Source organism: Micromonospora sp. DT53, assembly GCF_049841535.1.
Classification (GTDB): Bacteria; Actinomycetota; Actinomycetes; order Mycobacteriales; family Micromonosporaceae; genus Micromonospora.
The window spans coordinates 14,389-40,696 of record NZ_JBNCKM010000010.1; the positions used below are offsets into that span (position 1 = coordinate 14,389).

Annotated in this window: 24 protein-coding genes and 1 pseudogene; 21 read left to right on the forward strand and 4 right to left on the reverse strand. The window is 73.0% G+C overall.

The window, feature by feature from the left end:
- Position 1: 1 nt before the first annotated feature.
- The 17 genes from ACLQ3B_RS27025 (at position 2) to ACLQ3B_RS27105 (ending at position 16,968) form a co-directional block, all read left to right on the forward strand.
- Complete coding sequence (locus tag ACLQ3B_RS27025) at positions 2 to 1,432, forward strand: acetyl-CoA carboxylase biotin carboxylase subunit (RefSeq protein ID WP_425783518.1); 1,431 nt, start codon at positions 2 to 4, stop codon at positions 1,430 to 1,432.
- The gene (locus ACLQ3B_RS27030; RefSeq protein ID WP_425783519.1) at positions 1,429 to 2,184 is read left to right on the forward strand and encodes an SRPBCC family protein; all 756 of its coding nucleotides are present in this window, start codon (positions 1,429 to 1,431) and stop codon (positions 2,182 to 2,184) included. Before ACLQ3B_RS27025 ends, ACLQ3B_RS27030 begins: the two co-directional genes overlap by 4 nt.
- Positions 2,177 to 2,584 (forward strand): cupin domain-containing protein, encoded by a 408-nt coding sequence (locus tag ACLQ3B_RS27035; RefSeq protein ID WP_030492081.1) that lies wholly within the window; start codon positions 2,177 to 2,179, stop codon positions 2,582 to 2,584. Before ACLQ3B_RS27030 ends, ACLQ3B_RS27035 begins: the two co-directional genes overlap by 8 nt.
- Before the next feature lie 115 nt (positions 2,585 to 2,699).
- A complete protein-coding gene (locus tag ACLQ3B_RS27040; protein WP_425783520.1) occupies positions 2,700 to 3,974 on the forward strand; it encodes a beta-ketoacyl-[acyl-carrier-protein] synthase family protein in 1,275 nt (424 codons plus the stop codon).
- On the forward strand, positions 3,971 to 5,245 hold the full coding sequence (locus tag ACLQ3B_RS27045) for a beta-ketoacyl synthase N-terminal-like domain-containing protein (protein ID WP_425783521.1): 1,275 nt from the start codon (positions 3,971 to 3,973) through the stop codon (positions 5,243 to 5,245). Before ACLQ3B_RS27040 ends, ACLQ3B_RS27045 begins: the two co-directional genes overlap by 4 nt.
- The gene (locus ACLQ3B_RS27050; protein ID WP_425783522.1) at positions 5,242 to 5,559 is read left to right on the forward strand and encodes an antibiotic biosynthesis monooxygenase family protein; all 318 of its coding nucleotides are present in this window, start codon (positions 5,242 to 5,244) and stop codon (positions 5,557 to 5,559) included. The genes ACLQ3B_RS27045 and ACLQ3B_RS27050 overlap by 4 nt, the downstream gene beginning before the upstream one ends.
- A 328-nt stretch (positions 5,560 to 5,887) precedes the next feature.
- Complete coding sequence (locus ACLQ3B_RS27055) at positions 5,888 to 6,715, forward strand: M55 family metallopeptidase (RefSeq protein ID WP_425783523.1); 828 nt, start codon at positions 5,888 to 5,890, stop codon at positions 6,713 to 6,715.
- Positions 6,716 to 7,049: 334 nt separating this feature from the next.
- A complete protein-coding gene (locus ACLQ3B_RS27060) occupies positions 7,050 to 8,399 on the forward strand; it encodes a class I adenylate-forming enzyme family protein (RefSeq protein ID WP_425783524.1) in 1,350 nt (449 codons plus the stop codon).
- A gap of 197 nt (positions 8,400 to 8,596) precedes the next feature.
- Positions 8,597 to 8,863 carry an acyl carrier protein gene (locus tag ACLQ3B_RS27065; RefSeq protein WP_425783525.1) on the forward strand — a complete coding sequence of 89 codons (267 nt, stop codon included), beginning with the start codon at positions 8,597 to 8,599 and terminating at the stop codon, positions 8,861 to 8,863.
- On the forward strand, positions 8,863 to 9,108 hold the full coding sequence (locus tag ACLQ3B_RS27070; RefSeq protein WP_425783526.1) for an acyl carrier protein: 246 nt from the start codon (positions 8,863 to 8,865) through the stop codon (positions 9,106 to 9,108). The genes ACLQ3B_RS27065 and ACLQ3B_RS27070 overlap by 1 nt, the downstream gene beginning before the upstream one ends.
- Positions 9,101 to 10,210 (forward strand): beta-ketoacyl-[acyl-carrier-protein] synthase family protein, encoded by a 1,110-nt coding sequence (locus ACLQ3B_RS27075; RefSeq protein WP_425783527.1) that lies wholly within the window; start codon positions 9,101 to 9,103, stop codon positions 10,208 to 10,210. The genes ACLQ3B_RS27070 and ACLQ3B_RS27075 overlap by 8 nt, the downstream gene beginning before the upstream one ends.
- A gap of 104 nt (positions 10,211 to 10,314) precedes the next feature.
- Positions 10,315 to 10,815 carry a beta-ketoacyl synthase chain length factor gene (locus ACLQ3B_RS27080; RefSeq protein ID WP_425783528.1) on the forward strand — a complete coding sequence of 167 codons (501 nt, stop codon included), beginning with the start codon at positions 10,315 to 10,317 and terminating at the stop codon, positions 10,813 to 10,815.
- The gene (locus tag ACLQ3B_RS27085) at positions 10,812 to 12,428 is read left to right on the forward strand and encodes a class I adenylate-forming enzyme family protein (protein WP_425783529.1); all 1,617 of its coding nucleotides are present in this window, start codon (positions 10,812 to 10,814) and stop codon (positions 12,426 to 12,428) included. Before ACLQ3B_RS27080 ends, ACLQ3B_RS27085 begins: the two co-directional genes overlap by 4 nt.
- A complete protein-coding gene (locus ACLQ3B_RS27090; RefSeq protein WP_425783530.1) occupies positions 12,425 to 13,675 on the forward strand; it encodes a beta-ketoacyl-[acyl-carrier-protein] synthase family protein in 1,251 nt (416 codons plus the stop codon). Before ACLQ3B_RS27085 ends, ACLQ3B_RS27090 begins: the two co-directional genes overlap by 4 nt.
- Positions 13,672 to 14,643: a thiamine pyrophosphate-dependent dehydrogenase E1 component subunit alpha gene (locus tag ACLQ3B_RS27095; protein WP_425783531.1), complete on the forward strand. Its 972-nt coding sequence runs from the start codon at positions 13,672 to 13,674 to the stop codon at positions 14,641 to 14,643. The genes ACLQ3B_RS27090 and ACLQ3B_RS27095 overlap by 4 nt, the downstream gene beginning before the upstream one ends.
- A 1-nt stretch (position 14,644) precedes the next feature.
- Positions 14,645 to 15,613 carry an alpha-ketoacid dehydrogenase subunit beta gene (locus ACLQ3B_RS27100; protein ID WP_425783532.1) on the forward strand — a complete coding sequence of 323 codons (969 nt, stop codon included), beginning with the start codon at positions 14,645 to 14,647 and terminating at the stop codon, positions 15,611 to 15,613.
- On the forward strand, positions 15,610 to 16,968 hold the full coding sequence (locus ACLQ3B_RS27105) for a hypothetical protein (protein ID WP_425783533.1): 1,359 nt from the start codon (positions 15,610 to 15,612) through the stop codon (positions 16,966 to 16,968). Before ACLQ3B_RS27100 ends, ACLQ3B_RS27105 begins: the two co-directional genes overlap by 4 nt.
- A 142-nt stretch (positions 16,969 to 17,110) precedes the next feature.
- Here ACLQ3B_RS27105 and ACLQ3B_RS27110 read toward each other — a convergent pair whose 3' ends face one another.
- A complete protein-coding gene (locus ACLQ3B_RS27110; protein ID WP_425783534.1) occupies positions 17,111 to 17,806 on the reverse strand; it encodes an SGNH/GDSL hydrolase family protein in 696 nt (231 codons plus the stop codon).
- Between the two features lie 240 nt (positions 17,807 to 18,046).
- Here ACLQ3B_RS27110 and ACLQ3B_RS27115 point away from each other — a divergent pair, with 240 nt between their 5' ends.
- Entirely contained in the window at positions 18,047 to 18,622 is a 576-nt protein-coding gene (locus tag ACLQ3B_RS27115; RefSeq protein WP_425783535.1) for a hypothetical protein, read from the forward strand.
- Positions 18,623 to 18,643: 21 nt separating this feature from the next.
- Here the strand turns inward: ACLQ3B_RS27115 and ACLQ3B_RS27120 are convergent, their stop codons facing one another.
- The 3 genes from ACLQ3B_RS27120 to ACLQ3B_RS27130 all read right to left on the reverse strand — a co-directional run bounded on the left by ACLQ3B_RS27120 (position 18,644) and on the right by ACLQ3B_RS27130 (position 22,472).
- Positions 18,644 to 19,567 carry an aminoglycoside phosphotransferase family protein gene (locus tag ACLQ3B_RS27120; RefSeq protein ID WP_425783536.1) on the reverse strand — a complete coding sequence of 308 codons (924 nt, stop codon included), beginning with the start codon at positions 19,565 to 19,567 and terminating at the stop codon, positions 18,644 to 18,646.
- 125 nt (positions 19,568 to 19,692) lie between these two features.
- Positions 19,693 to 20,916, reverse strand: coding sequence for an MFS transporter (locus tag ACLQ3B_RS27125; RefSeq protein ID WP_425783537.1), 1,224 nt, complete (start codon positions 20,914 to 20,916; stop codon positions 19,693 to 19,695).
- Positions 20,913 to 22,472: an AMP-binding protein gene (locus tag ACLQ3B_RS27130; protein ID WP_425783538.1), complete on the reverse strand. Its 1,560-nt coding sequence runs from the start codon at positions 22,470 to 22,472 to the stop codon at positions 20,913 to 20,915. Before ACLQ3B_RS27130 ends, ACLQ3B_RS27125 begins: the two co-directional genes overlap by 4 nt.
- Positions 22,473 to 22,784: 312 nt before the next feature.
- On the opposite strand from ACLQ3B_RS27130, the gene ACLQ3B_RS27135 reads away from it, so the two are divergent.
- The 3 genes and pseudogenes from ACLQ3B_RS27135 to ACLQ3B_RS27145 form a co-directional block, all read left to right on the forward strand.
- Complete coding sequence (locus ACLQ3B_RS27135; RefSeq protein ID WP_425783768.1) at positions 22,785 to 24,062, forward strand: SGNH/GDSL hydrolase family protein; 1,278 nt, start codon at positions 22,785 to 22,787, stop codon at positions 24,060 to 24,062.
- Between the two features lie 68 nt (positions 24,063 to 24,130).
- Positions 24,131 to 25,342 (forward strand): cytochrome P450, encoded by a 1,212-nt coding sequence (locus ACLQ3B_RS27140; RefSeq protein WP_425783769.1) that lies wholly within the window; start codon positions 24,131 to 24,133, stop codon positions 25,340 to 25,342.
- A 7-nt stretch (positions 25,343 to 25,349) separates the two neighbouring features.
- Positions 25,350 to 26,264 (forward strand): annotated as a pseudogene (locus ACLQ3B_RS27145) (alpha/beta hydrolase); the annotation flags it as partial.
- Positions 26,265 to 26,308: the final 44 nt, after the last annotated feature.

A 26,308-nucleotide genomic window follows, 5' to 3' on the forward strand; every position in this document is an offset into this window, starting at 1 on the left:
CATGTTCGAGACCGTGCTGATCGCCAATCGGGGCGAGATCGCGCTGCGGGTGCTGCGCGCCTGCAAGGAACTCGGCGTGCGAACGGCAGTCGTCTACTCGGCCGCCGACGCCGACTCGGCGGCGGTGCGCCTCGCCGACCTGGCCGTCCGGATCGGACCGGCATCGAGTCGGCGCAGCTACCTCAACGCCGCCGCCATCGTGGAGGCGGCCCGGCAGGTGGGCGCGCAGGCCGTGCACCCCGGCTACGGCTTTCTTTCCGAGGACGCCGACTTCGCCGAGATCTGCGCCGACAACGGGCTGACGTTCATCGGTCCGCCGCCGGCGGTGATGGCCGCGCTGGCCGACAAGTCCTCGGCACGGGCACTGATGAGCCGCGCCGGCCTGCCGCTGTCGCCGGGCAGCGTCGCGCCGGTGCCGACCGCCGCCGCGGCGGCGGAGGTGGCCGAGGCCGTCGGCTACCCGGTGATCGTGAAGGCCGCCGCCGGGGGCGGGGGCCGGGGGATGACAGTGGTGCACACTCCGGGCGAGCTGCGTCGGGCGTACACCCGCACCCGTGCCGCGGCGCAGGCCGCCTTCGGCGACGACCGGGTGTACGTCGAGCGCTACCTCACCGAGGCGCGGCACGTCGAGGTGCAGGTGCTCTGCGACGCCCACGGGAACGGGGTGCACCTGGGCACCCGGGACTGTTCGGTGCAGCGCCGGCACCAGAAGCTGGTCGAGGAGGCGCCCGCCCCGTCGCTGCCCGCCGCCGTCCTCGACACCATCGCCGAGACCGCCCTGCGGGGTGCGCTCCAGGTCGGCTTCGTCGGTGCCGGCACGCTGGAGTTCCTGGTCGACGCCGAGGAGAAGTTCCACTTCCTGGAGATCAACTGTCGGATCCAGGTGGAGCATCCGGTGACCGAGATGGTCACCGGGATCGACCTGGTGCACGAGCAGTTGCACATCGCCGCCGGGGTGCCGCTGCGCTGGCGGCAGGAGGAGATCCGCCTGCACGGCGTCGCGGTGGAGTGCCGGGTCAACACCGAGGACCCCGAGCGCGGCTTCGCCCCCACCCCCGGCCGGCTGGAGCGGTTCACCCCACCCGGCGGCCCGTTCACCCGGGTGGACACCCATGCCAGCGCCGGTTACCTGGTCGGCCCCTGGTACGACTCCCTGCTGGCCAAGGTGATCGTCTGGGCGCCCGACCGGGAGTTGGCCCTCAACCGGCTGGAACGTGCCCTGGACGAGTTCGACATCGCCGGTCCGGGCGTGCACACCACCATCCCGTTCGTCCGGCGGGTGCTCGACGACGCCGCATTCCGCAAGGGCCGCTACACCACAGGCCTGGTCGACCGCCTGCTCGCCGCGCCCGCGCGGGGGCCGGCGGCCACCCCCGCACCGCGCACCGCGCCCGCCGCCGATCCCGACGCAACTCACAGGAGGACCCGATGACCGTCACCCATGGTCGCCCGCTGACCGCCGAGATCACCGACATCCTGGTGGCGCACTGCGGGCTGGACGCCGACGCCGCGGCCCGGGCGCCCGCCGCGTCGCTGGAGGAACTGGGCATGGACTCGCTCGCCCTGCTGGAACTCTCCGCGGTCGTCGCCGACCGCTGGCGGGTGAGCATCCCCGAGCAGGCCGGGCAGTTGAGCATCCCGGCGGTGGCCGACCTGGTCGCCCGCCGCGCCGATCCGCCCGGGCACACCGAGAACAGCGTGGTCATCGACGCGCCGCTGGGACTGGTCTGGGAGGTCACCAACGACGTGGCGAACTGGACCGAGTTGTTCACCGAGTACGCCGTGGTGGAGATCCTGCACCGCGAGGGGCACACGGTGCGGTTCCGGCTCACCATGTACCCCGACGAGAACGGGGTGTCCTGGAGCTGGGTCAGCGAGCGCACCGCCGACCCGGTGAGCAGGCAGGTCCGGGCGCACCGGGTGGAGACCGGGCCATTCGAGTACATGCGCATCCACTGGCGCTACGCCGAGGAGGCCGGTGGCACCCGGATGACCTGGACGCAGGACTTCTCGATGAAGCCGACCGCGCCGGTCGACAACGCCGCGATGACCGAGCGGATCAACACCAACAGCGTGATCCAACTCGCGGTGATCAAGGACCGGGTGGAGCGGATCGCCTGGCAACGTGCCGACCAGGGCAGCCCGACCGCAGGCGGCGAGCCGACGGAGGCCGACGATGAGTGACCTGAGCACCCGCCCGATCGCCGCCCGGGACGTACCCGCCGACCGCCGCCGCGGCGGCGAGCTGCGGGTGCTGCTCGGCCCCCGTACCGTCGGCAGCACCTCGGGCTTTCTCGGGGTGGCGACGCTCGCGCCGGGGGAGCGGATCGCCGAGCACTACCACCCGTACAGCGAGGAGTTCCTCTACCTGGTGCGGGGCGCGATCACCGTCGACCTGGACGACCAGCCGACGCTGCTGGCCGCCGGCGAGGGGCTGTTCGTGCCGGTGAACGTGCGGCACCGACTGCGCAACACAGGCGTCGAACCGGCCGAGGTGGTCTTCCACCTGGGGCCGCTCGCTCCCCGGCCCGAGCTGGGCCACGTCGACACCGAACTTGTCGAACAACGGGGCGGGTCGTCGTGAGCGCGAGGAGTGAGCCGGGTTTGCGAGCCCCGCAGTCGCGAACCATCGGTGGCATCGTGAGCGCGAGGAGTGAGCCGGGTTTGCGAGCCCCGCAGTCGCGAACAGAGGTGGCGCGATGACCGGGCGCCGCACGGTAGTGACGGGGATTGGGGTGGTCGCCCCGGGCGGCGCCAGCCGGGACCGCTTCTGGAAGACCATCACCGAGGGGCGGACCGCCACCCGGCGGATCAGCTTCTTCGACCCGTCGGCGTTCCGGTCGCAGATCGCCGCGGAGTGCGACTTCGACCCGGTCGCGGCGGGGCTCAGCGAGGCCGAGCGACGTCGGGCCGACAGGTACGTGCAGTTCGCGCTGGCCTGCTCCGCCGAAGCTGTCGCCGACGCCCAACTGGTGCTCACCGACGCGGAACGGGACCGGGCTGGGGTGGTGTTGGGCACGGCCGTCGGCGGAACGATGGCGTTGGAGCAGGAGTACGTCACCGTGAGCGAGCACGGCCGGCGCTGGCTGGTGGACGGTACGCGCGGTGGCCCGTACCTCTATCAGGCGCTGGTGCCCAGCAGCCTCGCGGCGGACGTCGCCTGCCGGCACGGGTTGCACGGCCCGGCGCAGGTGGTGTCCACCGGCTGCACCTCCGGCATCGACGCCATCGGGTACGCCCATCAGATGATCGTGGACGGTGAGGCGGACGTGATGCTCGCCGGCGCCGCCGACTCGCCGATCTCGCCGGTCACCGTCGCCTCGTTCGACGCGATCAAGGCGACCAGCCCGGACAACGACGACCCGGCACACGCCTCCCGCCCGTTCGACGCCGACCGGCACGGGTTCGTGCTGGCCGAGGGCGGGGCGGTGCTGGTGCTGGAGGAGGCCGGGCACGCCCGGCGGCGAGGGGCGCACATCTACTGCGAGGTGGCCGGTTATGCCAGCCGCAGCAACGGCTACCACATGACCGGACTGCGACCGGACGGGTTGGAGATGAGCCTCGCCGTGACCGACGCGCTCCGGCAGGGGAGGATCCTGCCCGAGCAGGTCTCCTACATCAGCGCGCACGGCTCGGGCACCCGGCAGAACGACAGACACGAGACGGCCGCGTTCAAGCGGGCGCTCGGTCAGGCCGCGTACCGGATACCGATCAGCTCGATCAAGTCGATGGTCGGGCACTCGCTCGGCGCGATCGGGTCGATCGAGATGGCCGCGTGCGCCCTCGCCATCGAGTTCGGTGTGGTGCCGCCGACGGCGAACTGGAGCAACCGGGACCCGGAGTGCGACCTGGACTACGTACCCAACGAGGCGCGGGAGGTCCCGGTCGACGTTGCCCTCTCGGTGGGCAGCGGGTTCGGCGGTTTCCAGTCGGCGATGGTCTTCCGTCGGATGCTCGGCGCGGTGGCGGCGTGAGCGCCGCTCCGCACAGTGGCGGCGCGACGGCCCGGGCGGTGGTGACAGGCATCGGGGTGGTCGCACCGAGCGGCATCGGCGCGGACGCGCACTGGCGTACGGTCCTCGCCGGCACCCGCCGGACCGGGCCGATCACGTTGTTCGACCCGTCCGGCTATCCGACCCGGTTCGGCGGGGAGGTGCCCGGTTTCACCGCCGAGGCCTACGCCGACAGTCGACAACTGGTGCAGACCGACAGGTGGACGCACCTCGGCTTCGCCGCCACCCGGCTGGCGTTGGCCGACGCCGGCCTGCCCGACCGGGCCCCCGACCCGTACGGCTACGCGGTGACCCTGGCCAGCTCGTCCGGGGGCAACCTGTTCGGTCAGCGGGAGCTGCAACGGCTGTGGGGCGGCACGTCGCGGACCGTCGGGGCGTACCAGTCGATCGCCTGGTTCTACGCGGCCAGCGTGGGGCAGCTCTCCATCCACCACCAGTTCAAGGGCCCGAGCGGGGTGCTGGTCGCGGAGTCGGCCGGCGGGCTGGACAGCCTGGCGCACGCCGCCCGCGCGGTGCGTCGGGGCACCCCGGTCGTGATCGCCGGGGCCACCGAATGCCCGTTGAGCCCGTACGCGCTCGCCTGCCAGCTGCGTTCGGGGTTGCTCAGCGACGTCGCCGACCCGGAGCGGGCGTACCGGCCGTTCGACGCCACGGCCAGCGGCTACCTGCCGGCCGAGGGGGGAGCGGTGTTCGTGGTGGAGGAGCTGGGGCACGCCCTGGCTCGGGGCGCCCGGGTCTACGGCGAGGTGAGCGGGTGGGGCTCCACCCACGACGCCGCCCACACCACGGCGGAGAGCACCGGCGACCCGGCCCAGTACGCGCGGGCGATGCGCCTGGCCCTGGACCGGGCGGGCGTGGCCGCGGCCGGCATCGACGTGGTGCTGCCCGACGCGCTCGGTGTGCCCCGCTACGACCGCAGCGAGGCCGAGGCGTTGCGTGCCGTGTTCGCCGACCGGCCGCCCCCGGTGACCACGCAGAAACCGCTGACCGGTCGGGCGTACCAGGGTGGCTCGGCGTTGGACGTGGCCACCGCGCTGCTCGCCTTCGCCCACGACACACTGCCCGCGTCGGCGGGACCGGAGGAGGTGGCCGAGGGCTGCGAGCTGGACTTCCTGCGCGAACACCGCCGACCGCGTAACCGGCTGGCGTTGGTCTGCGCGCGGGGCTTCGACGGGTTCAACAGCGCGCTGGTCCTGCGCGGGGCCGCGCCGATGAGGGGAGAGGCGTCATGAGCGACAAACGAGCCCGGGTGGTCTTTCTGGTACGGGTGCCGGCGCCGCGCACCGAGCAGTTCCTCGCCGCGTACGAACAGGTGCGGCACCTGGTCGCCGGCGGCGTGCCGGGGCACCTGGTCGACCAGGTGTGCCGGTCGGCGACCGACCCGGAGCAGTGGTTGATCACCAGTGAGTGGGCGAGCCTTGCCGACTTCGAAGACTGGGAACGCAGCCCCGAGCACCGGGAGCTGGTGCGCCCGATGCGGGAGTGCTTCACCGACGCCCGTTCGCTGCGCTTCCACATCCAAGCCCAAACCCCAGCCCTACCCTGACGCCCTCGCCCCGCCCGCCCGCCCTCGCCCCGCCCTGCCCGCCCGACCCCCGCCCCCGGCGCTCCACGCTGCCCGCCCCGACCCCGCCCCCGTCGATCATGGAGTTGTGGTGGGTGACAAAGCACCCTTACCAGGATGAGTAAGGCACCACAACTCCATGATCGACGGACCCTCCCCGCGATCTTGCATTTGGTGTTGCTACATGGCGGGCATTTGACGCGTTTCGGCGACTGGAACTGCAAGATCGGCGCGGCAGGGCGGGACCGGGCTGCGGCCCTGCGCCTCGCGGGGTCGACATTGCGGCAGGTGCGCGTAGGGTTCTGTAGCCATGAAGGTGCTGATCTCGGTGGACCTCGAAGGCATCTCGGGGATCGTGCATACCGCCGAGACGAATCCCGATCGGTACGACTACGAGCGCGGCCGCGCATTGATGACGGCCGAGGCGAACGCGGTGATCGCCGGGGTCCTCGATGCCGAACCCGACGCGGTGGTGTGGGTGGCCGACGCGCACGGAACGTTTCGGAACATCCTGCCGGAGGACCTCGACCGACGTGCTCACCTCGTGCGGGGCAAACCCCGCCCGTTGGGCATGCTCGCGGGGCTGGACGAGCACACGGACGCCGTTCTGTTCGTCGGCTATCACGCTCGGGCCGGTGCCGGGCCCGCCGTCCTGGCCCACACGATAAGTGACGCCATCCTCGACGTGCGGGTGGCCCGACGATCGCTGGGCGAGATCGGCCTCAACGTCGCCATGGCGGGGCACCTCGGAGCGCCTGTCGTTCTGCTCAGTGGCGACGACAGCGCCTGCGCCGAATTCGCTGAGCTGGTGCCCTCGGCGGTCACCGTCGCCGTCAAGCAGACCCTGGGTCAGGCCGCCGCGGTGGCCCTACATCCGCAGGAGGCGCGGGAGCGGCTGCGCCACGCCGCCGCCGAGGCCATCGCCCGGCGCGCCTCGATATCCCCGACGACGATGGCCGGGCCGTTGGACGTCGAGGTCGACCTGTACGGCCCGTACATGGTCGATCTCGCAGCTCTGGTGCCGGGTGTGACCCGCGTCGGCGGCGGCCGGACGGTCGCCTTCCACGCCGCCGACGTCGCCGAGGCGTACCGGCTGGTGCAGTTGCTCGTCCAGCTCGCCAGCATCAAACCGAGCTAGCGCGCGCGAATCGCCCCCTTGCCGGGCTCACCCGGTGACCATGACGCCATCGGCCGTCCGGCTGGGCCCGCGCGACCGGTTGTACGAGGTGTCATGCCTCGGTGACGTTCTGCCGAATCGCCCGCCCGATCCTGCCCGCCGAACGGGCTGTCGGCAATCCGGCCGGCCGCTCCTTTTGATCCATCCATTCGCATCTAGCAATGCTCCTGTGGGCGTCGTATGGTTCCCCGCAGCACCCCGACAAGCGTACGTGATGGGCGGATTCACCCTCTTTCATGCTGGGCGGTGAACGGTAGTGGTGGCAGAAGATCCTGCGGCGACAGGCCCCGGATGGGTGGACGAAGTCCTGTTCGCCGGCCACCCGACCGACGTTTGTCTGCGACTGCCCGAGCCCATCGACCGGGCCACCCTGCACCGGTTGGTCACCGCCGCACAGGACCGGCTCACCGCCGCCGGGCTGCGCCCCGGTGGCGCCGCGGCGCTGCGGCTGCCGCCCTCACTGGCGTACGTGGTGAACCTGCTGGCCACCTGGCGCTCCGGGGGGCAGGCGATCCTGCTCGACCACCGGCTCACCGACCACGAGGTGGACCGGGCGTTGGCCCGGTTGACCCCGCAGGTGGTGGTCGCCCCATCGCGGACCGGCGGCGGCGCGCTGAAGATCTTCGTCGACGTCACCGAGGGCGTCACCCGGTACGCCGACCGTCCGGCGGTCAGCGGCCACGCCGTGATCCAGCTCAGCTCCGGCTCCACCGGCCCGTCCAAGGTGATCGGCCGTACCGCCGCAGACCTGGTCGCCGAGGTGCACCGCTACACCCGGATCGACGGGGTGGCGCTGCCCGGCGAACGGATCATCCTGCTGCCCTCGATGGTGCACGTGCTCGGCCTGGTCGGCGGCCTGCTCTACGGGCTGCACGCCGGGGTCGAGCTGGTGCCACCGGAGCGGCTCAGCGGCGACGCGGTGCTGGCCGCGATCAGCGCCCACGGCACGCCCGCCACCGTGCTCGGCGTGCCGTTCCACATCGGACTGCTCGCCTCCACCCGACCGACCGGCCCGCTGCCGCAGCTGCGACGGATGACCACCGGCGGCGAACTGGTGCCGGCCGCCGTCGCCCGGGCGTTCACCGACCGGTACGGGGTGCCGCTGGGCAACATGTACGGGATGACCGAGGTCGGAGTGATCGGCACCGACCTGTACGGGGCGCACCGCCCGTCGATCGTCCCGGCGCCCGGCATCGAGGTCCGCGAGTCCGGCGGTGAGCTGTGGGTGTCCTGCCCGGCGTCGCCGTACGTCGGACTGAGCGACCCGACCCGCTGGTCCGACGGTTGGCTGCACACCCGCGACGCCGGCACCGTCGACGAGCACACCGGCCTGGTCACGGTGCGCGGTCGACTCGACTCACAGGTCTCCGTCGGCGGGATGAAGGTCGACCTGACCGAGGTGGAGGCCACCGTCGCCGGGCTGACCGGGGTGGCCGCCGCGGTGGTGGTCTGGGACGACGGCATCACCGCGTACGTCCAACCCGACGGCCCATTGTCGGAGGCGGCGCTGGAGAAGCTCCTCGCCGAACGGTTGGCCGGCTACAAACGCCCCCGGGCGCTCCGCCTGCTCGACCAGTTGCCCCGCACGACCACCGGAAAGCTGGTCCGCTCGACCGACGTGCTGCGCTCGGCGGTCACACCGTGAGCGGGCCACTGCACCACCTCGACGTCGACAGGCGCCAGCCCGGCGGGCGGGAACCTGCGGCGGGCCAGCGCGAGCGCCGGCAGCGGGCGGAGCAGCGCAGCGGCCGGATCCGGCTGACCGCCGGTGTCCCGGCCGACCCACACGTAGGCGGTGTCCCGACCGGACACCGTCGGCTGAGCCACGCAGAGAGGGTATCCATGAGAGCCGAGGTCCGCGCCTTCGTCGTCGAGCAGCTCGTCGACATGAACTACGACGTCGAGGGGCTCGACGACGACACCACACTCGGCCCCTCCGGCGTCGACCTGGAGTCTCTCGCGCTGGCCGACCTGGCCGTCCGGGTCGAGGACCGTTTCGGCCTGACGTTCGCCGACGACGAGTCGGAGCGGTTGGCACTCATGACGGTGGGGGAGTTCACCACAATGGTCGCCAATCGCGTCACCGAGGCGACGAGCGACAGAGCCTGATGGGCGGTCAGCCCGAACTGGGGCGAGCTGACCTGATGACCATGCTCGCCGAACTCGCCGCGAAACCGGCTGCCGAGGTGTCCGACCGGATCGGCTCGATGGAGCTCGCCTGGCTGGTGCACCTCGTCGAGCAGCGCTACGAACGCCGGCTCGACCTCGCCGACGACGACCTGGCCCGGATCCGTACCGTCGATGACGCCCTGGTGGTGTTGCGGGCGTCGCTGGCCGCCTCCGCAGATGGTTGAGGCGCCTGTCGCCCAGCTCACCGGCATGCACGCGGTCAGCGCCCTGGGGCGGGGCGCCGACGCGCAGCTCGCCGGTGTGCTGGCCGGTGTGCCGGCGTTCGGGCCGGTGGGCCGATTCGACACCGCCGCCCGCCGGGTCACCGTTGCGGCCACCCTGCCCGAGGTCGGTACGCTCCCCGACGAGCTGGCCGCCGCGATCGACGCGGCCTGCCGGGCGGCCGGCCTCAACGGCGCGCAGCGCGCGGCGTGCGCCCTGCTGCTCGCCGTGCACGGCGGCCCGGCCCCGGGTGCGGGTCCGACCCCGACTGTGCTCGCCGGTCAGCTCGCCACCCGATGTGGGCTCTCGGGTCGCACCCGGGTCTACACCAGCGCCTGCGTGTCGGCGAGCACGGCGGTGGCCGACGCCGCAGCCCAGATCACCCGGGGTGACGTGGAGCGGGTGGTGGTGGCGGCCGGCTACCTGGTGGAGCCGGACCAGTTCGCGCTCTTCGACGCCGGTCGCGCCCTCGCGGTCGACGGCGCGGTCCGCCCGTTCAGCGCCGGCCGCCGAGGGCTGCTGCTGGGTGACGGGGTGGCCGCGGTGGTGCTGGAGTCGAGCGCGGGACGACGGCGCGGTGTTGATCCGGTGGCCACCGTGGCCGGTTGGGGACGGACCGGTGACGCGTTCCATCCCTGCCAGCCGGAGCCCGGCGGCACCGGGCTGGCCCGCGCGGTCGACGGCGCGCTGCGTCGGGCCGCGCTGCCTCCACAGGCCGTCGGCTACGTCAACGCCAACGCCACAGGTACCGCGCAGAGCGACGCCGCCGAGGCGGCCGCACTGCACCGGGCCCTGGGCGGGCACGCCAGGAGGGTCCCAGTCAGCTCCACGAAGTCGGTGCACGGGCACGCGCTGGAGGCGTCCGGGCTCCTCGAACTGGTGGTCACCGCGCTCGCGCTGCGCCACGGCGAGCTGCCGGTCAACGCCGGCTGGCTAGGCCCCGACGACTCCTGCCCGGTGAACGTGGTGACCGACGGTCTCCAGAGGACGACGGCAACGCACGCCCTGACCCTCAACTCCGCCTTCGGCGGCGCCAACACCGCTCTCCTGGTCGGCGCCCCGTGACCGCCCCCGATTCCCCGCGATCTTGCACTTGCTGTCCCGACGAATCCGACCAAGCACCCGAAACGTCAACCGAAACCGCAAGATCGCCGGGGGAGAGGGAGACGGTGGGGGAGAGGGCGCGGGCCTGGTGGCCGGAGGGTGGGGGTGTCGGGGACGGGGTGCCGGGAGTGCCGGGGTTCGTGCACTCGGACTTCGCGCCAGTGGTCGTGGCCGTCGCCGAGCGGTGTCTGCGGCGGGGGTACGGGTCGGAGCGGGTGCCCGCCGGGGTGCGGACGGGGATCGTGCTGGTCAGTGCCAGCGGGGACCTCGCCAGCGCCCAGCACGTACGGGCGACCGTCGAGGCCGGCGGGAGGATTGGCCCGCTGTTCTTCTTCCAGTCCGTGCCCAACAGCGTCGCCGGGCACCTCGCGGCCCGCTGGGACCTGCGCGGCCCGGTGGTCTGTCTCAGCCCGACCGGCGACCCGTACACCGACGGCGTCGCCGAGGCCGACCTGCTGCGCGACGACGGTGACGCCGACGAGGTGTTGCTGATCCTGATCGAACAGGCACTCGACCGGCCGACCGAGGCTGTCGCGGTGCTGCTGGGGGGAGGAGCACGACCATGAGGACACGGGGACTGCGCGGCACGCTTGCCGCCGACACCGAGCTGGGCGCGGGCAACGTGCTGGCCCGGGTACTGGCGCACGGCGCCGACCCGGACGGGCCCGGCCTGACCTTCGACACCGCCGTCGACGGGCACCCCGCCGAGACGCCACTGACCCTGGGGCGGCTCGACGAGCGGGTCGCCGCCCGCGCCGCCTGGCTGCACGAGCGTGGGGTACGCCCCCGCGACCCGGTCGCCGTCTGGGCCACCGCCGCCGCCGACATGGTGCTCAGCTTCCTGGCGCTGGCCCGGCTCGGGGCGATCCCGGCGCTGATGAACGGCAAACTCCGCCCGGAGATCGCCGCCGAGTACATCCGCCGCCTGCGGGGTGTCGGTGTGCTGGCCGACGACGCCCACACCGCGCTGCTGGCCGGGCACGACCTGGGCGTACCGCTGCTCGGCACCCCCGCGCAGGCCGGCACGGGCGACCCGGCCGCTGCCCCGGCGGACTACCGGCACCACCCGGACGACCCCATCGTGATCACCCACACCTCCGGGACGACCGGGGTGCCCAAGGCGGTGCTGCACTCGCACGCCAGCCTCTTCGCGGCCACCCGGCACCTGCTCAGCATGCCGCAGGCGCAGGGCACCACCCGGATCCTCAACGCGCTGCCCGCGCCGCACACCGCCACGGTGCTGATGGTCAACCAGGCGCTGGGCAACCGCGCGCAGATGTTCCTGCTGTCCGAGCAGGGCGGCGAGCGGGTGCTGGACGCGATCCAACGCTGGCGCCCCGACGGGGTGTTCGGCTTCTCGGTCACCTGGGCGGAGCTGGCCCGCTTCGACCTGTCCGGGTACGACCTGGACTCGGTGCGGCTGTGGTTCAACACCGGTGACGCCTCGCACGAACCGCACATCCGCCGCCTCGTCGCGGTCGGGTGGCACGACACCGTCACCCGGGACGGGGTGGCGAAGGTGCCCGGTTCGGTCTTCATCGACGGGTTGGGTTCCAGCGAGATGGGGCACTCGATGTTCCACATCACCCATCGCGCCGACACCGACAGGTACGGCCGCTGCATCGGCCGCCCGTACCAGTTCGCCAAGGTCGCGGTGCTCGACGCCGACGGCGAACCGGTGCCGGTCGGTGAGGTGGGCTTCCTGGGCATCGACTCGCCGTCGCTGTTCCGGGGCTACTGGAACGACTCGGTCACCACCTACCGCTTCCGTCAACGCGGTTGGTACCTCACCGGTGACCTGGTCCGCGCCGACGCCGACGGCCGCTACTACCACCTGGACCGTGCGGTGGATTCGGTCGACGCCGGTGCCGGGCGGCGCTTCTACACCGCGCTGTCCGAGGAGCGGATCCTCGCCGCCTGCCCGGACGTCACCGACTGCACCGTGGTGATCGTCGCCGAGGCCGGCGCGGTGGTCACCGACGTGCTGCTGGAGTTGGCCGGCGGCGCCGACGAGGCCGAGGACCGTACCGGGCGGGTCCGCGCCGCCCTCGGCCCGGACGTGGGCGCCACACTGCGCCGGGTCGTGCCGGTGCGCTCCGCCGACATCCCGGTCACCGTGACCGGCAAGGTCCGCAAGGTGGTCCTGCGCGAGCGTTACCTCACCGAGGCGACCTCATGACCGCCTTCATCACCGGGATGGGTCTGTTCACCCCGGTCGGGCGGGGCGTCGAGGAGACCTTCGACGCGTTGACCACCGGCCGGTCCGGGCTGACCCGCCCGCCCGAGGGGCACCCGGCGAGGGAGTCGCTGGACGTCGCCGGCCTGCTGCCCGACATCGACCCGCGGACCGTCGTGTCCGGGCCGGAGACCCGGGTGTTGGACCGGGTCGTCGTCCTCGCCCTGCTCGCCGCCGCCGACGCCCTCGCCGACGCCGGCATCGAGGTGGGCCGCGACGTCGACCCCGACCGGATCGGTGTGATCGTCGGCGGGGTCGGGGGGATGGCCACCCTGGAGTCGCAGGTGTTGGCCCGGGCGGCCCGGGGTCGCTCGGCCGTCAGCCCGTACCTGCTCACCGGGATCCTGCCGAACATGCCGGCGGCGCGGATCGCCATCGCGCACGGCATCCGGGGCTACAGCTCGTCGGTCGGCACCGCCTGCGCCTCCGGTGCCCAGGCGGTCGCCGACGGGGTGCGGCTCATCGCGACCGGAGAGCTCGACGTGGTGCTCTGCGGGGCCAGCGAGGCGCCGCTCTTTCCGACCTTCGCCGACACCTTCGGCAACGCGCGGGCGTTGGCGCGCGCCGGCACCGACCCGGGCCGGGCGAGCCGGCCGTTCGACACCTCCCGCAGCGGGTTCGTCCTGTCCGAGGGCGCCGCGCTGCTGGTGCTCGAACGCGCCGAGCACGCCGCGGCGCGGGGCGTCGCCGGGTACGCCGAGGTGGCCGGCTACGGCGCGACGACCGACGCGTACCACCCGACCGCGCCCCGCCCGGACGGCGCCGGCGCGGCGGCGAGCATCCGGCGGGCGCTGCGCAGCGCCGGTGTGCCGGCGGTGGCCGTCGGTTACGTCAACGCGCACGGCACCGGCACGAAGGTCGGTGACATCGCGGAAACCACAGCCCTGGCCGACGTCTTCGGCGTCGACGGTGTGCCGGTCAGCTCCACCAAGGCGCTCAGCGGTCACCTGCTCGGCGCCTCCGGGGTGCTGGAGGCGGCGGCCACCGCGCTGGCGCTCGGCCGAGGGCTCCTGCCGCCGACCTACCACCTCGACGATCCGGATCCGGCCTGCCGGGCGGACCACATCCGTGGCACACCCCGCAAGGCCGACCCGGAGTACGCGGTCACCAACTCGTTCGGGTTCGGCGGCCAGAACGTGAGCCTGCTGCTCGCGCGTGTCGCCGAGCCGAGGGCGGGGAGGCTGACGTGAGCGACGCCGACCCGGTCCGGCTCTACCGCACGGTCCGGCTGATCCGCCGGTTCGAGGAACGGGCGGTGGAGCTGGTCCACGGCGGGCAGATCGTCGGCGGCATCCACCCGTACCTCGGTCAGGAGGGGATCGCCGCCGGCGTCTGCGCGGCGTTGGGCCCCGACGACGTGCTCGCCGGCACCCACCGTGGCCACGGGCACGTGCTGGCCCGGGGAGCCGACCCGGCCCGGATGCTCGCCGAGCTGTGCGGGAGGGTCACCGGCCTCAACGCCGGCCGGGGCGGTTCGATGCACGCCGCCGACCTGAGCATCGGCGTGCTCGGCGCCAACGCGATCGTCGGGGCCTCCGGGGCGATCATCACGGGCGCGGTCTGGGCCCACCGCCGCCGGGGCCGCGACACCGTCGGGGTGAGCTTCTTCGGCGACGGCGCGGTCAACGAGGGGATGCTGCTGGAGGCGTTCAACCTGGCCGCGCTCTGGCGGGTGCCGGTGCTGTTCGTCTGCGAGAACAACGGCTACGCCACCACCATGCCGGTCACCGGCGCGGTGGCCGGCAGCATCGCCGGCCGGGCCGCCGCGTTCGACCTCCCGGCCGTCCAGGTCGACGGCCAGGACCCCGAGACGGTACGCGTCGCCGCGGCCGCCGCCGTCGACCGGATGCGCGCCGGGGGTGGCCCCGAGCTGATCGAGGCCCGGACCTATCGCTTCGACGCCCACCACACCTTCGAACACGCGGTACGCCTCGACTACCGCCCGCCCGACGAGGTGACCCGTGGTCGGGCCCGGGACCCGGTGCGCATCCAGGGTGAACGTCTCTGCGACACCGACCGCGCCGCCGTGGACGCCGAGGTCGAGGCGACCCTCGACGCGGCGGTGCGGTTCGCCCTGGCCAGCCCCGAACCCGACCCGGCCGACGCGCTGACCTACCTGTACGCCAGCGGCCTGACCGCCCGCACCGGAGGTGGCTGAGGTGCCCCGCCTGTCGTACCGCCGGGCGCTGACCCGGGCCCTCGCCGACGAGTTGGCGCGCGACGAGGCGGTGTTCCTGCTCGGCGAGGACGTCCAGGTCGGGGCGTCGCTGGTGACCACCGGGCTGGCCAAGCGGTTCGGGACCGAACGGGTCCGCGACACCCCTCTGTCGGAGCAGGCGTTCACCAGCTTCGCCACCGGGGCGGCGCTGGCCGGGCTGCGGCCGGTGATCGAGTTCCAGATTCCGTCGCTGCTGTTCCTCGTCTTCGAGCAGATCGTCAACCACGCGCACAAGTTCCCGCTGATGACCGGCGGTCAGTGCAGCGTTCCGGTCACCTACCTGGTGCCCGGCTCCGGTTCGCGTACCGGGTGGGCCGGGCAGCACTCCGACCACCCGTACAGCCTCTTCGCCCACGTCGGAGTGGTCACCGTCGTGCCGGCCACCCCGGCCGACGCGTACGGGCTGCTGGTCACCGCGATCCGCCACGACGACCCGGTGGTGGTGTTCGCGCCGGCCGCCGCGATGGACGTGCGCGACGACGTCGACGACCTGGCGCCGGTGCCACTGGGTCGGGGACGGATCCACCGCTTCGGCGACGACGTCACGGTGGTCGCGATCGGGCACCTCGTGCACGACGCGCTCGCGGTCGCCGAGGAGTTGGCCGACCAGGTCTCGGTGGAGGTGTTCGACCCGCGCACCCTGTACCCGTTCGACATCGACGGTCTCACCGAGTCGGTCGCCCGCACCGGGCGACTCGTGGTTCTCGACGACGCCAACCGCTCCTGCGGGATGGCCGCCGAGATCATCGCGAGCGTGGTGGAACGGGTCCGGCTGCTCGCCCCGCCGCGCCGGGTCACCCGACCGGACGGGGCGGTGCTGCCGTTCGCCCCGGCACTGGACCGGGCCGTCCAGCCCGGCCGGGACCAGCTCGCCACCGCCATCCACCTGACCATGAAGGACGGCTCATGACTGATCCGAACTACCCGTGGCCGGCCGCCGACCGGGCCTGGACCGACCTGCCGGAGCCGGCCCGTCGGGCCATGGTGGCCAGTGGTGCGGCCGCCTGGGAGCAGGTCTTCCACGGCCGGGCCACCTACAACAAGCAGTGGCGGTTGGCCCGCCCCCCGGTCCTCACCGCCGACGCCTGGCGGGAACTCAACGAGGTCTGCGACCGGCTCGCCCAGCTCATCCTCGACGCCTGCCGTCGTCGGGCCGACACCGCCGGCGAGCTGCGCCGGCTGCTCGGCGTGCCGGCGGGGGAGACCCGGCTGCTGGACGAGGCCGAGCCGCTGACCGAGGCCCTGCTGGCCGCGTACCGCCCGGATGTGATCTTCTCCGCCGGGGTGCCCAAGTTCGTCGAGTACAACATCGACAGCAGCCTCGGCGGCGGGTTCGACGCCGACACCGTCATCCAGCGGTTCGCAGGCCTCTACCGGGAGCAGGGCATCCTCGACGACCTGCCGGTACGGGCCGCGCCGTCCCTGCTCGACCAGAGGTTCGTGGCGATCCGCGAGGAGCTGGGGCTGCCCGAGGGCGCCCGGGTGGCGCTGCTGATGGACTTCGACGCCGACTACCCGGGCCTCGACGACCCGCAGACGTTCATCCGGATCCTCGACCCCCTCGCCGTACGGGCCCGGGACTTCGGCATCGACCTGGTCATCGCCCCGGTCTCCACCGCCACCGTGGACGCCGACAACCGGCTGGTGGTCGACGGCGCGCCGGTCGACGCGTTGTTCCGGCTGTTCGTGCCCAACCGGGTCACCCCGACCGCCGGGCTGGACGCGGTGGCTCTGGCCCTCGCCGCCGGCACCCTACCGATGTTCGTGTCGGCGGCGGCCTGGCTGCTCGGCAACAAGACCACGTTCGGCTGGCTGTGGGAGGACGTGGACGGCCTGACCGCCGACGACCAGGCGCTGATCCGCCGACACGTGCCGTACACGGTGCCGTTGACCGCCGCCGTGCTCGACCGGGCCATCGCCGAGCAGGCCACGCTTGTGGCGAAACCGGCCGACGGTTCGGCCGGGCACGGCGTGCTGCTCGGCCCGGAGCTGAGCGTGGCGGACTGGGCCGACGGTGTGCGGGCCGCCGTCGACCAGGGCGGCGCCATTCTGCAGGAGTACCTGCCGACCGACCGGGTGTCGATGGACTTCGTCCAGATCGAGACCGGGGACACGGTCACCGCCGACGTCCCGTACTCCCTGGCCCCGTACCTCTTCGGCCGCCAAGCCTCCGGCGGCCTGGCCCGCGTCGGCTATCCCGGCTGCGACGGAATCCTCAACCTGGCCCACGGCGTCCTCCTAACCGGAATCCTCCTAACCGACTAACCCCGGGCCTGACCTCCCTGACCCTCCCTGACCCTCCCTGACCCTCGTCGACCCTCCCTGACCCTCGTCGACCCTCCCTGACCCTCGTTGATCATGAAGTTATTGCCCTTCGCGGCGGCGTGTCGTGACAATAACTTCATGATCAACCGGGTCGACCGGGGCGGGGGTGGGGGTGGGGGGAGAGGGTGCGGAGGGTTTGGGCTGTTGCGATGGCGTCGCTGCGGGCGCTGCCGTGGCGGCCGTCGGTGCTGTAGAGGGTGGGGTCGGCCGTCAGCGGATGGTCGGTCAGGTGCACGTGGATCGTGTTCAGGCGCGCGGCCAGGTTGGCGGTGTGTGCCGACAGGCGGCGCATTCGTTCCCCTAGGCCGGGCCGGAGGTGCGCGGGAACCGCCGGGCTGTGCGAGACGTCGAACATGCCCACGGTGATCACGTCGGCGCCCACGTCGCGCAGGGCGCTGATCATCGCGGTCAGCTCGGCGTCCACCGCCTCCGCGTCGTACGCAGGGTGGAAGGCGTCGTTGCCGCCGCAGACGACAAGCGCCAGGTCCGGTGCGAAGGCCAGCGCCGGGGCGAGCTGGGTGGCCCGCACCTGGTGCGCGCGCAGCCCGCGTCGACCCAGATTCCGGTACGCCAGCTCGGGGCGGACGGCGGTCAGCTCGGCCGCGACCCGGTCGACCCACTGCACGTCCGGGTAGCCCGGAGTCGGCTCACACATGCCCTCCACGACGCTGTCGCCGAGCGCCACGAACCGCCGCCACGGGTGCCCGTGCAGCAGTTCGCCGGCCTCCCCGGGGCGCAGACAGTACGGGTCCGTCGATTCGGTGAGCGTCGATGGCATGCGGGCACGCTAACCGACCGGCGGGCGGCCGGCCAGGGTCAGCCGGTCAGCTGGTCAGCCGGTCGGCAGCCGAACGCCCGACGAACAACGCGCCGGGACCGGGGCGGTGTCGGATTGGCGTCGTGAGGGCCGCGGCGTCGGCGTGCTGGGGTGGAGTGTTGGCGCCCGCCGCTCACGATGGAGGGTGGGCCGACCGCACGGTGGGAGCCCCGGGCCCGGTGGCGGAGGAGGTGACCGACGATGCTCGGTTCGTTCCTGCAGGCTCTCGCGACGAAGCTGGTCGAGGAGATCCTCAAGCTTCTGGTTCAGTGGCTGGCGCCGAAGGCGCTGCGGTCGGTGCCGCACGCCGCCGCACCGAACTGCCCGCGCTGCGGCGGGTACGGGGTCCGCCGGTGGGCGCCCGGCGGCCTGTGGATGTTCCTGCCGTCCCTGCTGGCCTTCGCCTGGGGTTTCGGGTTCACCCTGCTCGGCGTGCCGGTGGTCGTGCTCACGGTGGTCGGCGCGCTGGTGTCCGACGGCGTCGGGGGAGTGCCGACAGCGCTGCTCGCGCCACTCGGCCTGCTGGTCCCCGCCGCGCTGATGGTCGCGGGCGCGTTCGGCCTGGCCCACTACCACAGCTACCCACCGAAGTGGTGTGCCCGCTGCCACGGCCGGTGGCCCCGCCGGGAGCGGGACGAATACCTACGGGCGTCGGCTCCGGTGCTGACCTGCGGCTGCGGTCAGCGGCTGCGGGTGCCCCGGACGGCTGCGGGGGCGCGACTGCGCTGTCCGCGTTGTCGTACCGAACACGCCACCCCGGCCGCGGCCGGGGGCTGACGGGCCACGGCCGGTGCTGATTCAGCGGGCCACGCTGTGCTCGGCGAGGAGTTCGCCGAGCACTCGTCCGGCCCACTCGGCCTTGGCGGGGTCCCGATCGTCCAGGGTGATCAGTGCCTTCCACAGCGCCCAGCCTCGTCCTCGGGCCCAGGCGGCGTCGTCCAGGCCGAGCGCGGCGCGGAAGGCGATCCGGCTGGGACCGCGCAGCAGGGTCCAGGCGATCACGCTGTCGCAGGCGGGGTCGCCCACGCCGGAGCAGCCGAAGTCGATGACGGCGGCGAGCCGGCCGTCGCGGACCAGCAGGTTGCCGTCCGCGACGTCGCCGTGGAACCAGACCGCCGGCCCGGTCCAGGTGGCGTCGAGGGCGGCCTGCCAGATGCCGGTGACCACGTCGACGGGCACCCGTTCGCGATTCGTCTCGATCGCCGCCCGGGTTTCGGCGTCGTAGGTGGACAGCGGGCCACCCCGCCAGGCGCTGTGTGGGCCGGCCGTCGGGCCGTCGGTGGCGTCCACGCCGCGCAGGGCGCGCAGGAAGGCGGCGAGGTCGGTGGCGAACCGGGTCAGGTCGCCGATCCGCTCACCGCTGGCGGTCCGCCCGTCGATCCACCGGTAGACCGACCACGGGTACGGGTAACCCGCCCCGGGCCGGCCGTGACCGAGTGGGGCCGGCACCCGCACCGGCAGTTGTGGCCCGAGCACCGGCAGCCAGCGTTGCTCCTTGGCGACCTGGAGGGCGTACCCGGCGCCGCTGGGCAGCCGCACGCTCATCTCCTCGCCCAGGTGGAAGGTGCGGTTGTCCCAGCCGTCGACATCGACGGGGCGTACCGGCAACTCCGCCCACCGGGGGAACTGCTCGGCCACCAGTCGGCGGACCAGGGCCACGTCGATCCGGTCGGCCACGGCATCGTTTGTCACGGGGACGCCTGGCGGCGGCTGCGCGTTCATCGGTCCGAGCCTGCGGCAGCCGGGGACACCCCGCAACCGGTTTGCCGACCGTCCGGGTGGTGACGGCAGTGCCGGGCCTGGAGGGCACAGGTGCGGTACGACCTCGCGAGGCAGGTCGGGGCCCGTCAGGACGTGGTGACGGGGGTGGGCCGCGCCGGCGTCTCCGGGCCGGACGTCCTGTTCACCAGCGGGTACGCGGTGACCATCAGGCACACCGCCGCCATGGTCAGCAGGGCCGGGGTGAGCCCCAGGGCGTCCACCGACCAGCCGCCGAGCAGCGCCCCGACCGGCAACCCGACGAAGGCCACCGAACCGGAGATGCCGATCACCCGGGTCTGCAGCTCCGCCGGCACCCGTTCGTAGAGCGCCGTCCCGAGCAGCGGGTTGACCGCGGCGATGCCGATTCCGGACAGGAACGTCACCACGAGCACCACCGGCAGTTCGTCGCTGATCGCCAGCGCCACCAGCCGGGGCGTGCCGGCGACCAGCGCGCCGAGCAGGAACGTCAGCCGCCGGGGCAGCCGGGTTCCGAGCGTGGTGAACACCAGGTTGCCCAGCAGCGCGCCCCCCGAGAACGCCGCCAGCACCAGGCCGAGCCCGCTCGGGCCGTGCAGCTCCCGGGCCACCCAGACCGGGATGTACACGGCCACGCTGGCGTTGGCCACCATGTTCAGGGCCGACACGACGATCAGCATGCCGAGCAGCGGCCGATCCCGACCCAGGTAGCTGAAGCCGCCGCGCAGCGCGCGCCCGTAGCTCTCCGGTTGGGCCTGTCGCGTCGGGGCGGCCGGCGGGCGGACCAGGACGCCGATGAGCAGGGCGCAGACGCCGAAGCTGGCCGCGTCGATGAGGATCGCCTCGGTCACCCCGAACGCGGCGATCAGCAGGCCGCCCACGGCGGCGCCGAACAGGGTCACCACCCGGCTGAGCCCGTCGTACGCGGAGGTCAGCCGGATCAGCGGCACCCCGGCGGCCTCCGCGACCGGGCGGAACATCACGTGCTTCACCCGGTCCCCGATGCCCCGCAGCGCCCCGGCCACCGCGACGAGCGCCACCAGCGGTACGAAGCCCAACCACGGGGTCAGCGCGACGACGACCATCGCCACCGCGCTGCCCGCGTCGCAGAGGATCGAGGTACGGCGCAGGCCGATCCGGTCCGCCCAGGGTGTGCCCAACGCGCTGGACAGCAGGTACGGCAGGGTCTCGGCGAACGCGACGAGGCCCATCTTGGTGGGGCTGCCGGTGGTGACCAGCACCAGCCACGGAATGGTCACCACCGAGATGCGGGTGCCCAGGTTGGAGATCAGGTCGGCGCTGACCAGGACGACCAGTTGCCGGCGGGGGGTCACGCCCCGACCGCCGCCGCTCGACCGGCCGCGTACCGCTCGCGCAGCGCCCGCTTGTCCACCTTCATCGACCGGTTCACCGGCAACCGGTCGACGAACTCCACAGCGGCCGGCGCCCACATCTCGTTGAGGTCGGCGGTCACCAGGTCGATCAGCTCCGCCCCGGTGACCGTCGCGCCCGGCCCGCGCACCACGTACGCGTACGGGACCTCGCCGACCGTCTCGTCCGGTACGCCGATCACCGCGGCGGCCCGTACCTGCGGGTGCCCGACCAGCACGTCCTCGATGGGGCGGCAGAAGATCGCCCAGTTCCGTCGATGCGTCACGATCATGTCGTGCGCCCGGTCGACCAGGTAGAGGTAGCCGTCGTCGTCGAGGTGGCCGATGTCGCGGGTCCGCACCCAGCCGTCGACGAGCGTCTGCGCGGTCAGCTCCGGCTGACCGTGGTAGCCGGCGAAGCTCAGTCGGGTGTGCACCCACACCTCGCCGTCGCGGCCCGTCGGCAGCACCCCGCCGTCGTCGTCGCGGATCTCGACGCGGACGTCGCCGTAGGGTCGCCCGCAGGAGCGCAGCCGCTCCGGGTGCTCCGGATCATCGGTCAACCCGGGCAGCGCGGTGATCACGACCGCCTCGCTGAGGCCGTACACGATGCGCAGCACCGGGCCGAACCGCGCGATGGCCTGGCGCAGCCGGGCGGGCGCGGCGGGTCCGGCGCCCACGTTGAACATGAACATGGCGGAGAAGTCCGCCCCGACCAGCGCCGGGTGGTCCAACACCTCGTAGAGCATCGGCGGGGTGACGAATGTCGAGTTGATCCGCTCCCGCTGCACGGTGTCCACGAAGGCCACCGGGTCCCAGTCGTCGCGCAGGAACAGCACGCCGCCGGTGAACAGGTTGAACAATGTGGTGATCTGGCCGCTGGCCAGCCACATCGGCGAGTGCGACAGGTGCCGCAGCAGCGGGAACCCGGCGGCGCGGAAGTCGGCGGCCAGGGCGAGGATCTGGGCGTAGAAGCTCTCCCGATGGTGCACCAGTTTGGGGCTTCCGGTGGTGCCGCTTGTCTGCAGGAACGACTCGGGCGCCGGCACGGACGCCGGCAGGTCCGACACGTCGGCGTCGGCGGTGAGGTCGGGGCCGGCGCCGCCCGCGCCCAGACAGCACACCGGCGTGCCGGGCAGCGCGGCGGCCAACTCGGGACCCAGACCGGCCCGGTCCCGGGCGTCGTAGACCAGGGCGTCCGGGCGGGCCAACCGGATGAACTCGTCGACCTCCCGGCGCGCGGTCACCGGGGCGACCCACATCGTCCGGCAGCCGAGCAGGTGCAGGGCGAGTTGCAGCAGCGGGCCCTCCACCGCGTTCGCGACGGTCACCAGCACCGCCGACCCGGGCCGTACGCCGTGCCGGGTCACCGTCGCGGCCATCGCCCGGACCAGCGCGGCGGCCTCGGTGTAGGTGAGTCGCCGATCGGCGCCGACCAACGCCTCCCGGTCGCCGAACTCGGCGAACAGGTCCAACACCCTGTCCACGTAGGTCGTGGTGTGCGCGGGTCCGTCAGTCATCCGGCAGCCCCCATCCGAGAAAGCGGCGGTCCCGGGCAGCTCCCGGTGACGACGCGACGGTGGCGCGCTTGGGCGACCGCACCGCCGCCGCCTGGAAGCCTAGGCCGGAAACGGCTGGTCGGAACCGTGCCGACGGGCGATCCGGGCGGCCCGCCGGACATTTGATCGCGTCGATCAGGTTGATTGACGCCCGTCAGCGGCGGCGGCTAGGTTTCTGGACCATCGTCCAGGCGGGCGCCGTCAGCGGACGGCCCTGGGCTGCCACACGATGGAGGTTCCATGGCAACGGCAACCCCGAAGAGATGGCATGTCATCGCCGCCGCGACCGCGCTGTTGGTCGCCGGCGCGCCCGCCGTCGTCGCCAGCGCCGGTCCGTCCGGCACCGCCGCCGGCCGACCCGACCGTGCCGAGTGGGCGGGCAGCTGGGCCACCGCGGTCACCCGGGGCAACTCCGTCGGGTTGACCAACACCGGCCTCAACGACCAGAGCGTCCGGATGATCGTGCACGTCTCGGTGGGCGGCCCGGCGCTGCGGGTACGCCTGAGCAACCTCTACGGCGAGCAGGCGGTCACTGTCGGTCGCGCCACCGTCGCCCGGCCGAACACCGCGACCCCTGACGACCTCTCCGACATCGACGCGGCGTCGGTGCGCCCGCTGACCTTCACCGGCGCCACTACGGCCATCATGAACCGGGGCGCGGAGCTGCTCAGCGAGCCGTTGGCCTTTCCGGTCGCGGACGACAGTGACCTGGTGGTGACCCTGCACTTCCCGACGCCGACCGGCCCGACCACGTTCCACGGCCAGTCCCAGCAGGCCAACTTCATCGGCGCGGGGGATCTGACCGGGGCGGCCGCAGGCGCCGGGTTCACCACCCGCCCCACCTGCTGCTGGTTCTTCCTCTCCGGCGTCGACGTGCAGCGCAAGGGCAGCCCCGGCGCGCTGGTCGTGCTCAGCGACTCCATCGGCGACGGCAACGGCAGCACCGTCAACGCCAACCGGCGCTGGCCCGATCTGCTCTCCGACCGGTTGCTCGCCGACCGGCCGGACAAGCGCACCCCGGGCGTGCTCAACTTGAGCCTGGCCGGCAACCGGCTCAACCACGAGGGCACCGAACCGGGCGACGGCAACTACCCCGGCTACTACCAGCTCGGCCCGAACGCGGCGGCCCGTCTCAACGAGGACGTCTTCGAGCAGACCGGGGTGCGTACCGTCGTCACCCACCTGGGCATCAACGACATCTGGATGTCGAACGACGCGCCCGAAGCGATCATCGGCACCCTGCGGCAGATCAACCAGCAGCTCCAGCAACGCGGGCTGACCAGCCTGGTGGCCACGCTGACACCGTACGAGGGGCACGGAGCGCCGGGCGTGTGGACGCCGCAGAAGGAGGCCACCCGCCAGGCGGTGAACGCGTACCTGCGCGGCAGTCGGGAGTTCGACGGGCTGCTCGACTTCGACCGGGTGCTGCGCGACCCGGCCCGGCCCGGCCAACTGCTGCCCGCCTACGACTCGGGAGACCACATCCACCCGAACGACGCCGGCAACCAGGCACTGGCCAACGCCGTGCCACTGCGGCTGCTCGACCTGTGACAACTGCCGGGGGACGTCGGGTGACCCTGCCGTCCCCCGGCCACCGACATCCTGGGGAGGAGTTGGCCGTGGACGTGGAGGAGATACTCACCGGCCTGTACAGCGAAGAGGGCAGGCAGGATCCGTACCCGTGGTACGCCGCGCTGCACCGGCTCGGCCCGATCAGCGCGGTGCCGGCGCGCGCCGAGCACCGTACGGTGGGCGCCGTCGCGGTCGGCTACGACCTCGTCGACGGGTTGCTGCGCGATCCGGAGTGGACGAAGCAGCCGCCGCCGGGCTGGGAGGAGCAGGAGATCCTGCGTACCTTCCAAACCTCGATGATGTTCGTCAACCCGCCCGATCACACCCGGATGCGGCACGTCTTCTCCCGCACCTTCACGCCGCGCCGGCTCGGCGCGCTGGAACCGGTGATCCTGCGGGTGGTCGACGAGCTGTTGGACCGGATGGCGGACGCCGGGGAGGGCGTGGTCGACTTCGTGGCCGACTTCGCGTACCCGATCCCGGCCCTGGTGATGGCCGAGTTCATCGGTATCCCGGCCGCCGACTTGCCGTGGTACCGCGAGCGGGTGGAGTGGATCGACGAATTCCTGGACGTGGCGGGGAAGACCCCGCAGCGGCTGGCCGCGGCCAACACCGCCGCGCGGGAGTTGCGGGTCTTCTACCGGGAGTTGATCGAGCACCGCCGTCGGGTGCCCGGGAACGACCTGCTCAGCGGGTTGGTCGAGGCGCTCGACTCCGGGGAGGTGGAGCTGACCGAGGAGGAGTTGGTCAGCAACCTGATCGTGCTGTTCAACGCCAGCTTCGTGACCACCGTCTACATGTTCAGCAACGGGCTGCCGTTGCTGCTGGCCCACCCGGAGACGGTCGCGGCGCTGCCCACCGACGCCACGCTGGCGCAGGGCTGCGTCGACGAGGTGCTGCGGTTGGCGAGCCCTGTGCATTTCCTGGCCCGCGCCGCGCCGGCCGACACCGTGCTGCACGACGTGCCGGTCGCGAAGGACGACAATGTCCTGATCATGATCGGGGCGGCCAACCGCGACCCGGCCCGTTTCCCGGCCCCGGACACCTTCGTCCCGTCCCGTCCCGGCCCTCCGTCGCTGGCCTTCGGGGTGGGTCTGCACTTCTGCCTGGGCGCGGCGGTGTCGCGGTTGGAGGGACGCCTCGCGCTGCCCCGACTGTTCGCCCGGTTTCCCGCGCTGACGGTCACCGAAACGCCGACGTACAGCGGCAGCCTTTTCCTGCGCGGCATCGACAACCTACTGGTTAGCACCCGTGGATAGGAGCGACATGGCCCTGCACCCGGAGGTCGCGGCGTACCGGGCGGCCCGTGCCGCGGCCGGCACCCCGCCGCTGTACGCGCAGACCCTCTCCGAGGCGCGCGCCGCAGACCTGGCCGCGATCCGCGCCGGCGGCGGCGCGGTCGAGCCGGTGACCGAGGTACGCGACGAGCGGTTCCCCGGCCCCGCCGGGGAGCTGCCGCTGCGGGTGTACCGGCCGGCCGGGTCGGGTCCGCTGCCCACCCTGCTCTACTTCTTCGGCGGCGGCTGGACGCTCGGCAGCATCGACACCGCCGACGGCATCTGCCGGCGCCTGGCCAACGCCGTGCCCTGTCAGGTGATCACCGTCGGCTACCGTCTCGCCCCGGAGCACCCCTTCCCGGCGGCGGTGCACGACTGCCACGCCGCCACCTCGTGGGTCGCCCGGCACGCCGACCGGCTGGGCGTGGACCCGACCCGGCTGGCGGTGGGAGGGGACAGCGCCGGCGGGAACCTGGCCGCCGCGGTCACCCTGCTCAGCCGGACGGACGGGCCCGCGCTCGCCGCGCAACTGCTGGTCTATCCGAACACCGACCAGAGCGGCGAACCGGCCGGCGACGACGACCCGGCGCTGTTCAACCGCCGTTCGATCGCCTGGTACCGGACGCACTACCTGGCCGACCCGGCCCACGCCCGGGATCCGCTGGCCTCCCCGCTGCTCGCCGACGACCTGTCCGGATTGCCGCCGGCGCTGGTGATCACCGCCGAACTGGACCCCCTCCAGGCCGAGGGGCAGCGGTACGCCGAGCGGCTGCGCGACGCGGGTGTGTCCACCCGGCTGGAGCACTACCCGGGCATGATCCACGGGTTCTTCGCCATGCCGGGGACCTTCACCGACGGGCGGCGGGCGCAGGGGAGCGCGGCGGCGTTCCTCCGCGAACGGTTCGGGCTGCCGGCCGGGCCGGGCGAGGCCGGCGAAGCCACCGGCCC

What these genes read in the sequence shown, in the direction of transcription:
- ACLQ3B_RS27025 (WP_425783518.1), top strand. Translation starts at nt 2, where the DNA reads ATGTTCGAGACCGTGCTGATCGCCAATCGGGGCGAGATCGCGCTGCGG.
- ACLQ3B_RS27030 (WP_425783519.1), top strand. Translation starts at nt 1,429, where the DNA reads ATGACCGTCACCCATGGTCGCCCGCTGACCGCCGAGATCACCGACATC.
- ACLQ3B_RS27035 (WP_030492081.1), top strand. Translation starts at nt 2,177, where the DNA reads ATGAGTGACCTGAGCACCCGCCCGATCGCCGCCCGGGACGTACCCGCC.
- ACLQ3B_RS27040 (WP_425783520.1), top strand. Translation starts at nt 2,700, where the DNA reads ATGACCGGGCGCCGCACGGTAGTGACGGGGATTGGGGTGGTCGCCCCG.
- ACLQ3B_RS27050 (WP_425783522.1), top strand. Translation starts at nt 5,242, where the DNA reads ATGAGCGACAAACGAGCCCGGGTGGTCTTTCTGGTACGGGTGCCGGCG.
- ACLQ3B_RS27055 (WP_425783523.1), top strand. Translation starts at nt 5,888, where the DNA reads ATGAAGGTGCTGATCTCGGTGGACCTCGAAGGCATCTCGGGGATCGTG.
- ACLQ3B_RS27065 (WP_425783525.1), top strand. Translation starts at nt 8,597, where the DNA reads ATGAGAGCCGAGGTCCGCGCCTTCGTCGTCGAGCAGCTCGTCGACATG.
- ACLQ3B_RS27070 (WP_425783526.1), top strand. Translation starts at nt 8,863, where the DNA reads ATGGGCGGTCAGCCCGAACTGGGGCGAGCTGACCTGATGACCATGCTC.
- ACLQ3B_RS27075 (WP_425783527.1), top strand. Translation starts at nt 9,101, where the DNA reads ATGGTTGAGGCGCCTGTCGCCCAGCTCACCGGCATGCACGCGGTCAGC.
- ACLQ3B_RS27085 (WP_425783529.1), top strand. Translation starts at nt 10,812, where the DNA reads ATGAGGACACGGGGACTGCGCGGCACGCTTGCCGCCGACACCGAGCTG.
- ACLQ3B_RS27090 (WP_425783530.1), top strand. Translation starts at nt 12,425, where the DNA reads ATGACCGCCTTCATCACCGGGATGGGTCTGTTCACCCCGGTCGGGCGG.
- ACLQ3B_RS27105 (WP_425783533.1), top strand. Translation starts at nt 15,610, where the DNA reads ATGACTGATCCGAACTACCCGTGGCCGGCCGCCGACCGGGCCTGGACC.
- ACLQ3B_RS27110 (WP_425783534.1), bottom strand. Translation starts at nt 17,806, where the DNA reads ATGCCATCGACGCTCACCGAATCGACGGACCCGTACTGTCTGCGCCCC.
- ACLQ3B_RS27115 (WP_425783535.1), top strand. Translation starts at nt 18,047, where the DNA reads ATGCTCGGTTCGTTCCTGCAGGCTCTCGCGACGAAGCTGGTCGAGGAG.
- ACLQ3B_RS27120 (WP_425783536.1), bottom strand. Translation starts at nt 19,567, where the DNA reads ATGAACGCGCAGCCGCCGCCAGGCGTCCCCGTGACAAACGATGCCGTG.
- ACLQ3B_RS27130 (WP_425783538.1), bottom strand. Translation starts at nt 22,472, where the DNA reads ATGACTGACGGACCCGCGCACACCACGACCTACGTGGACAGGGTGTTG.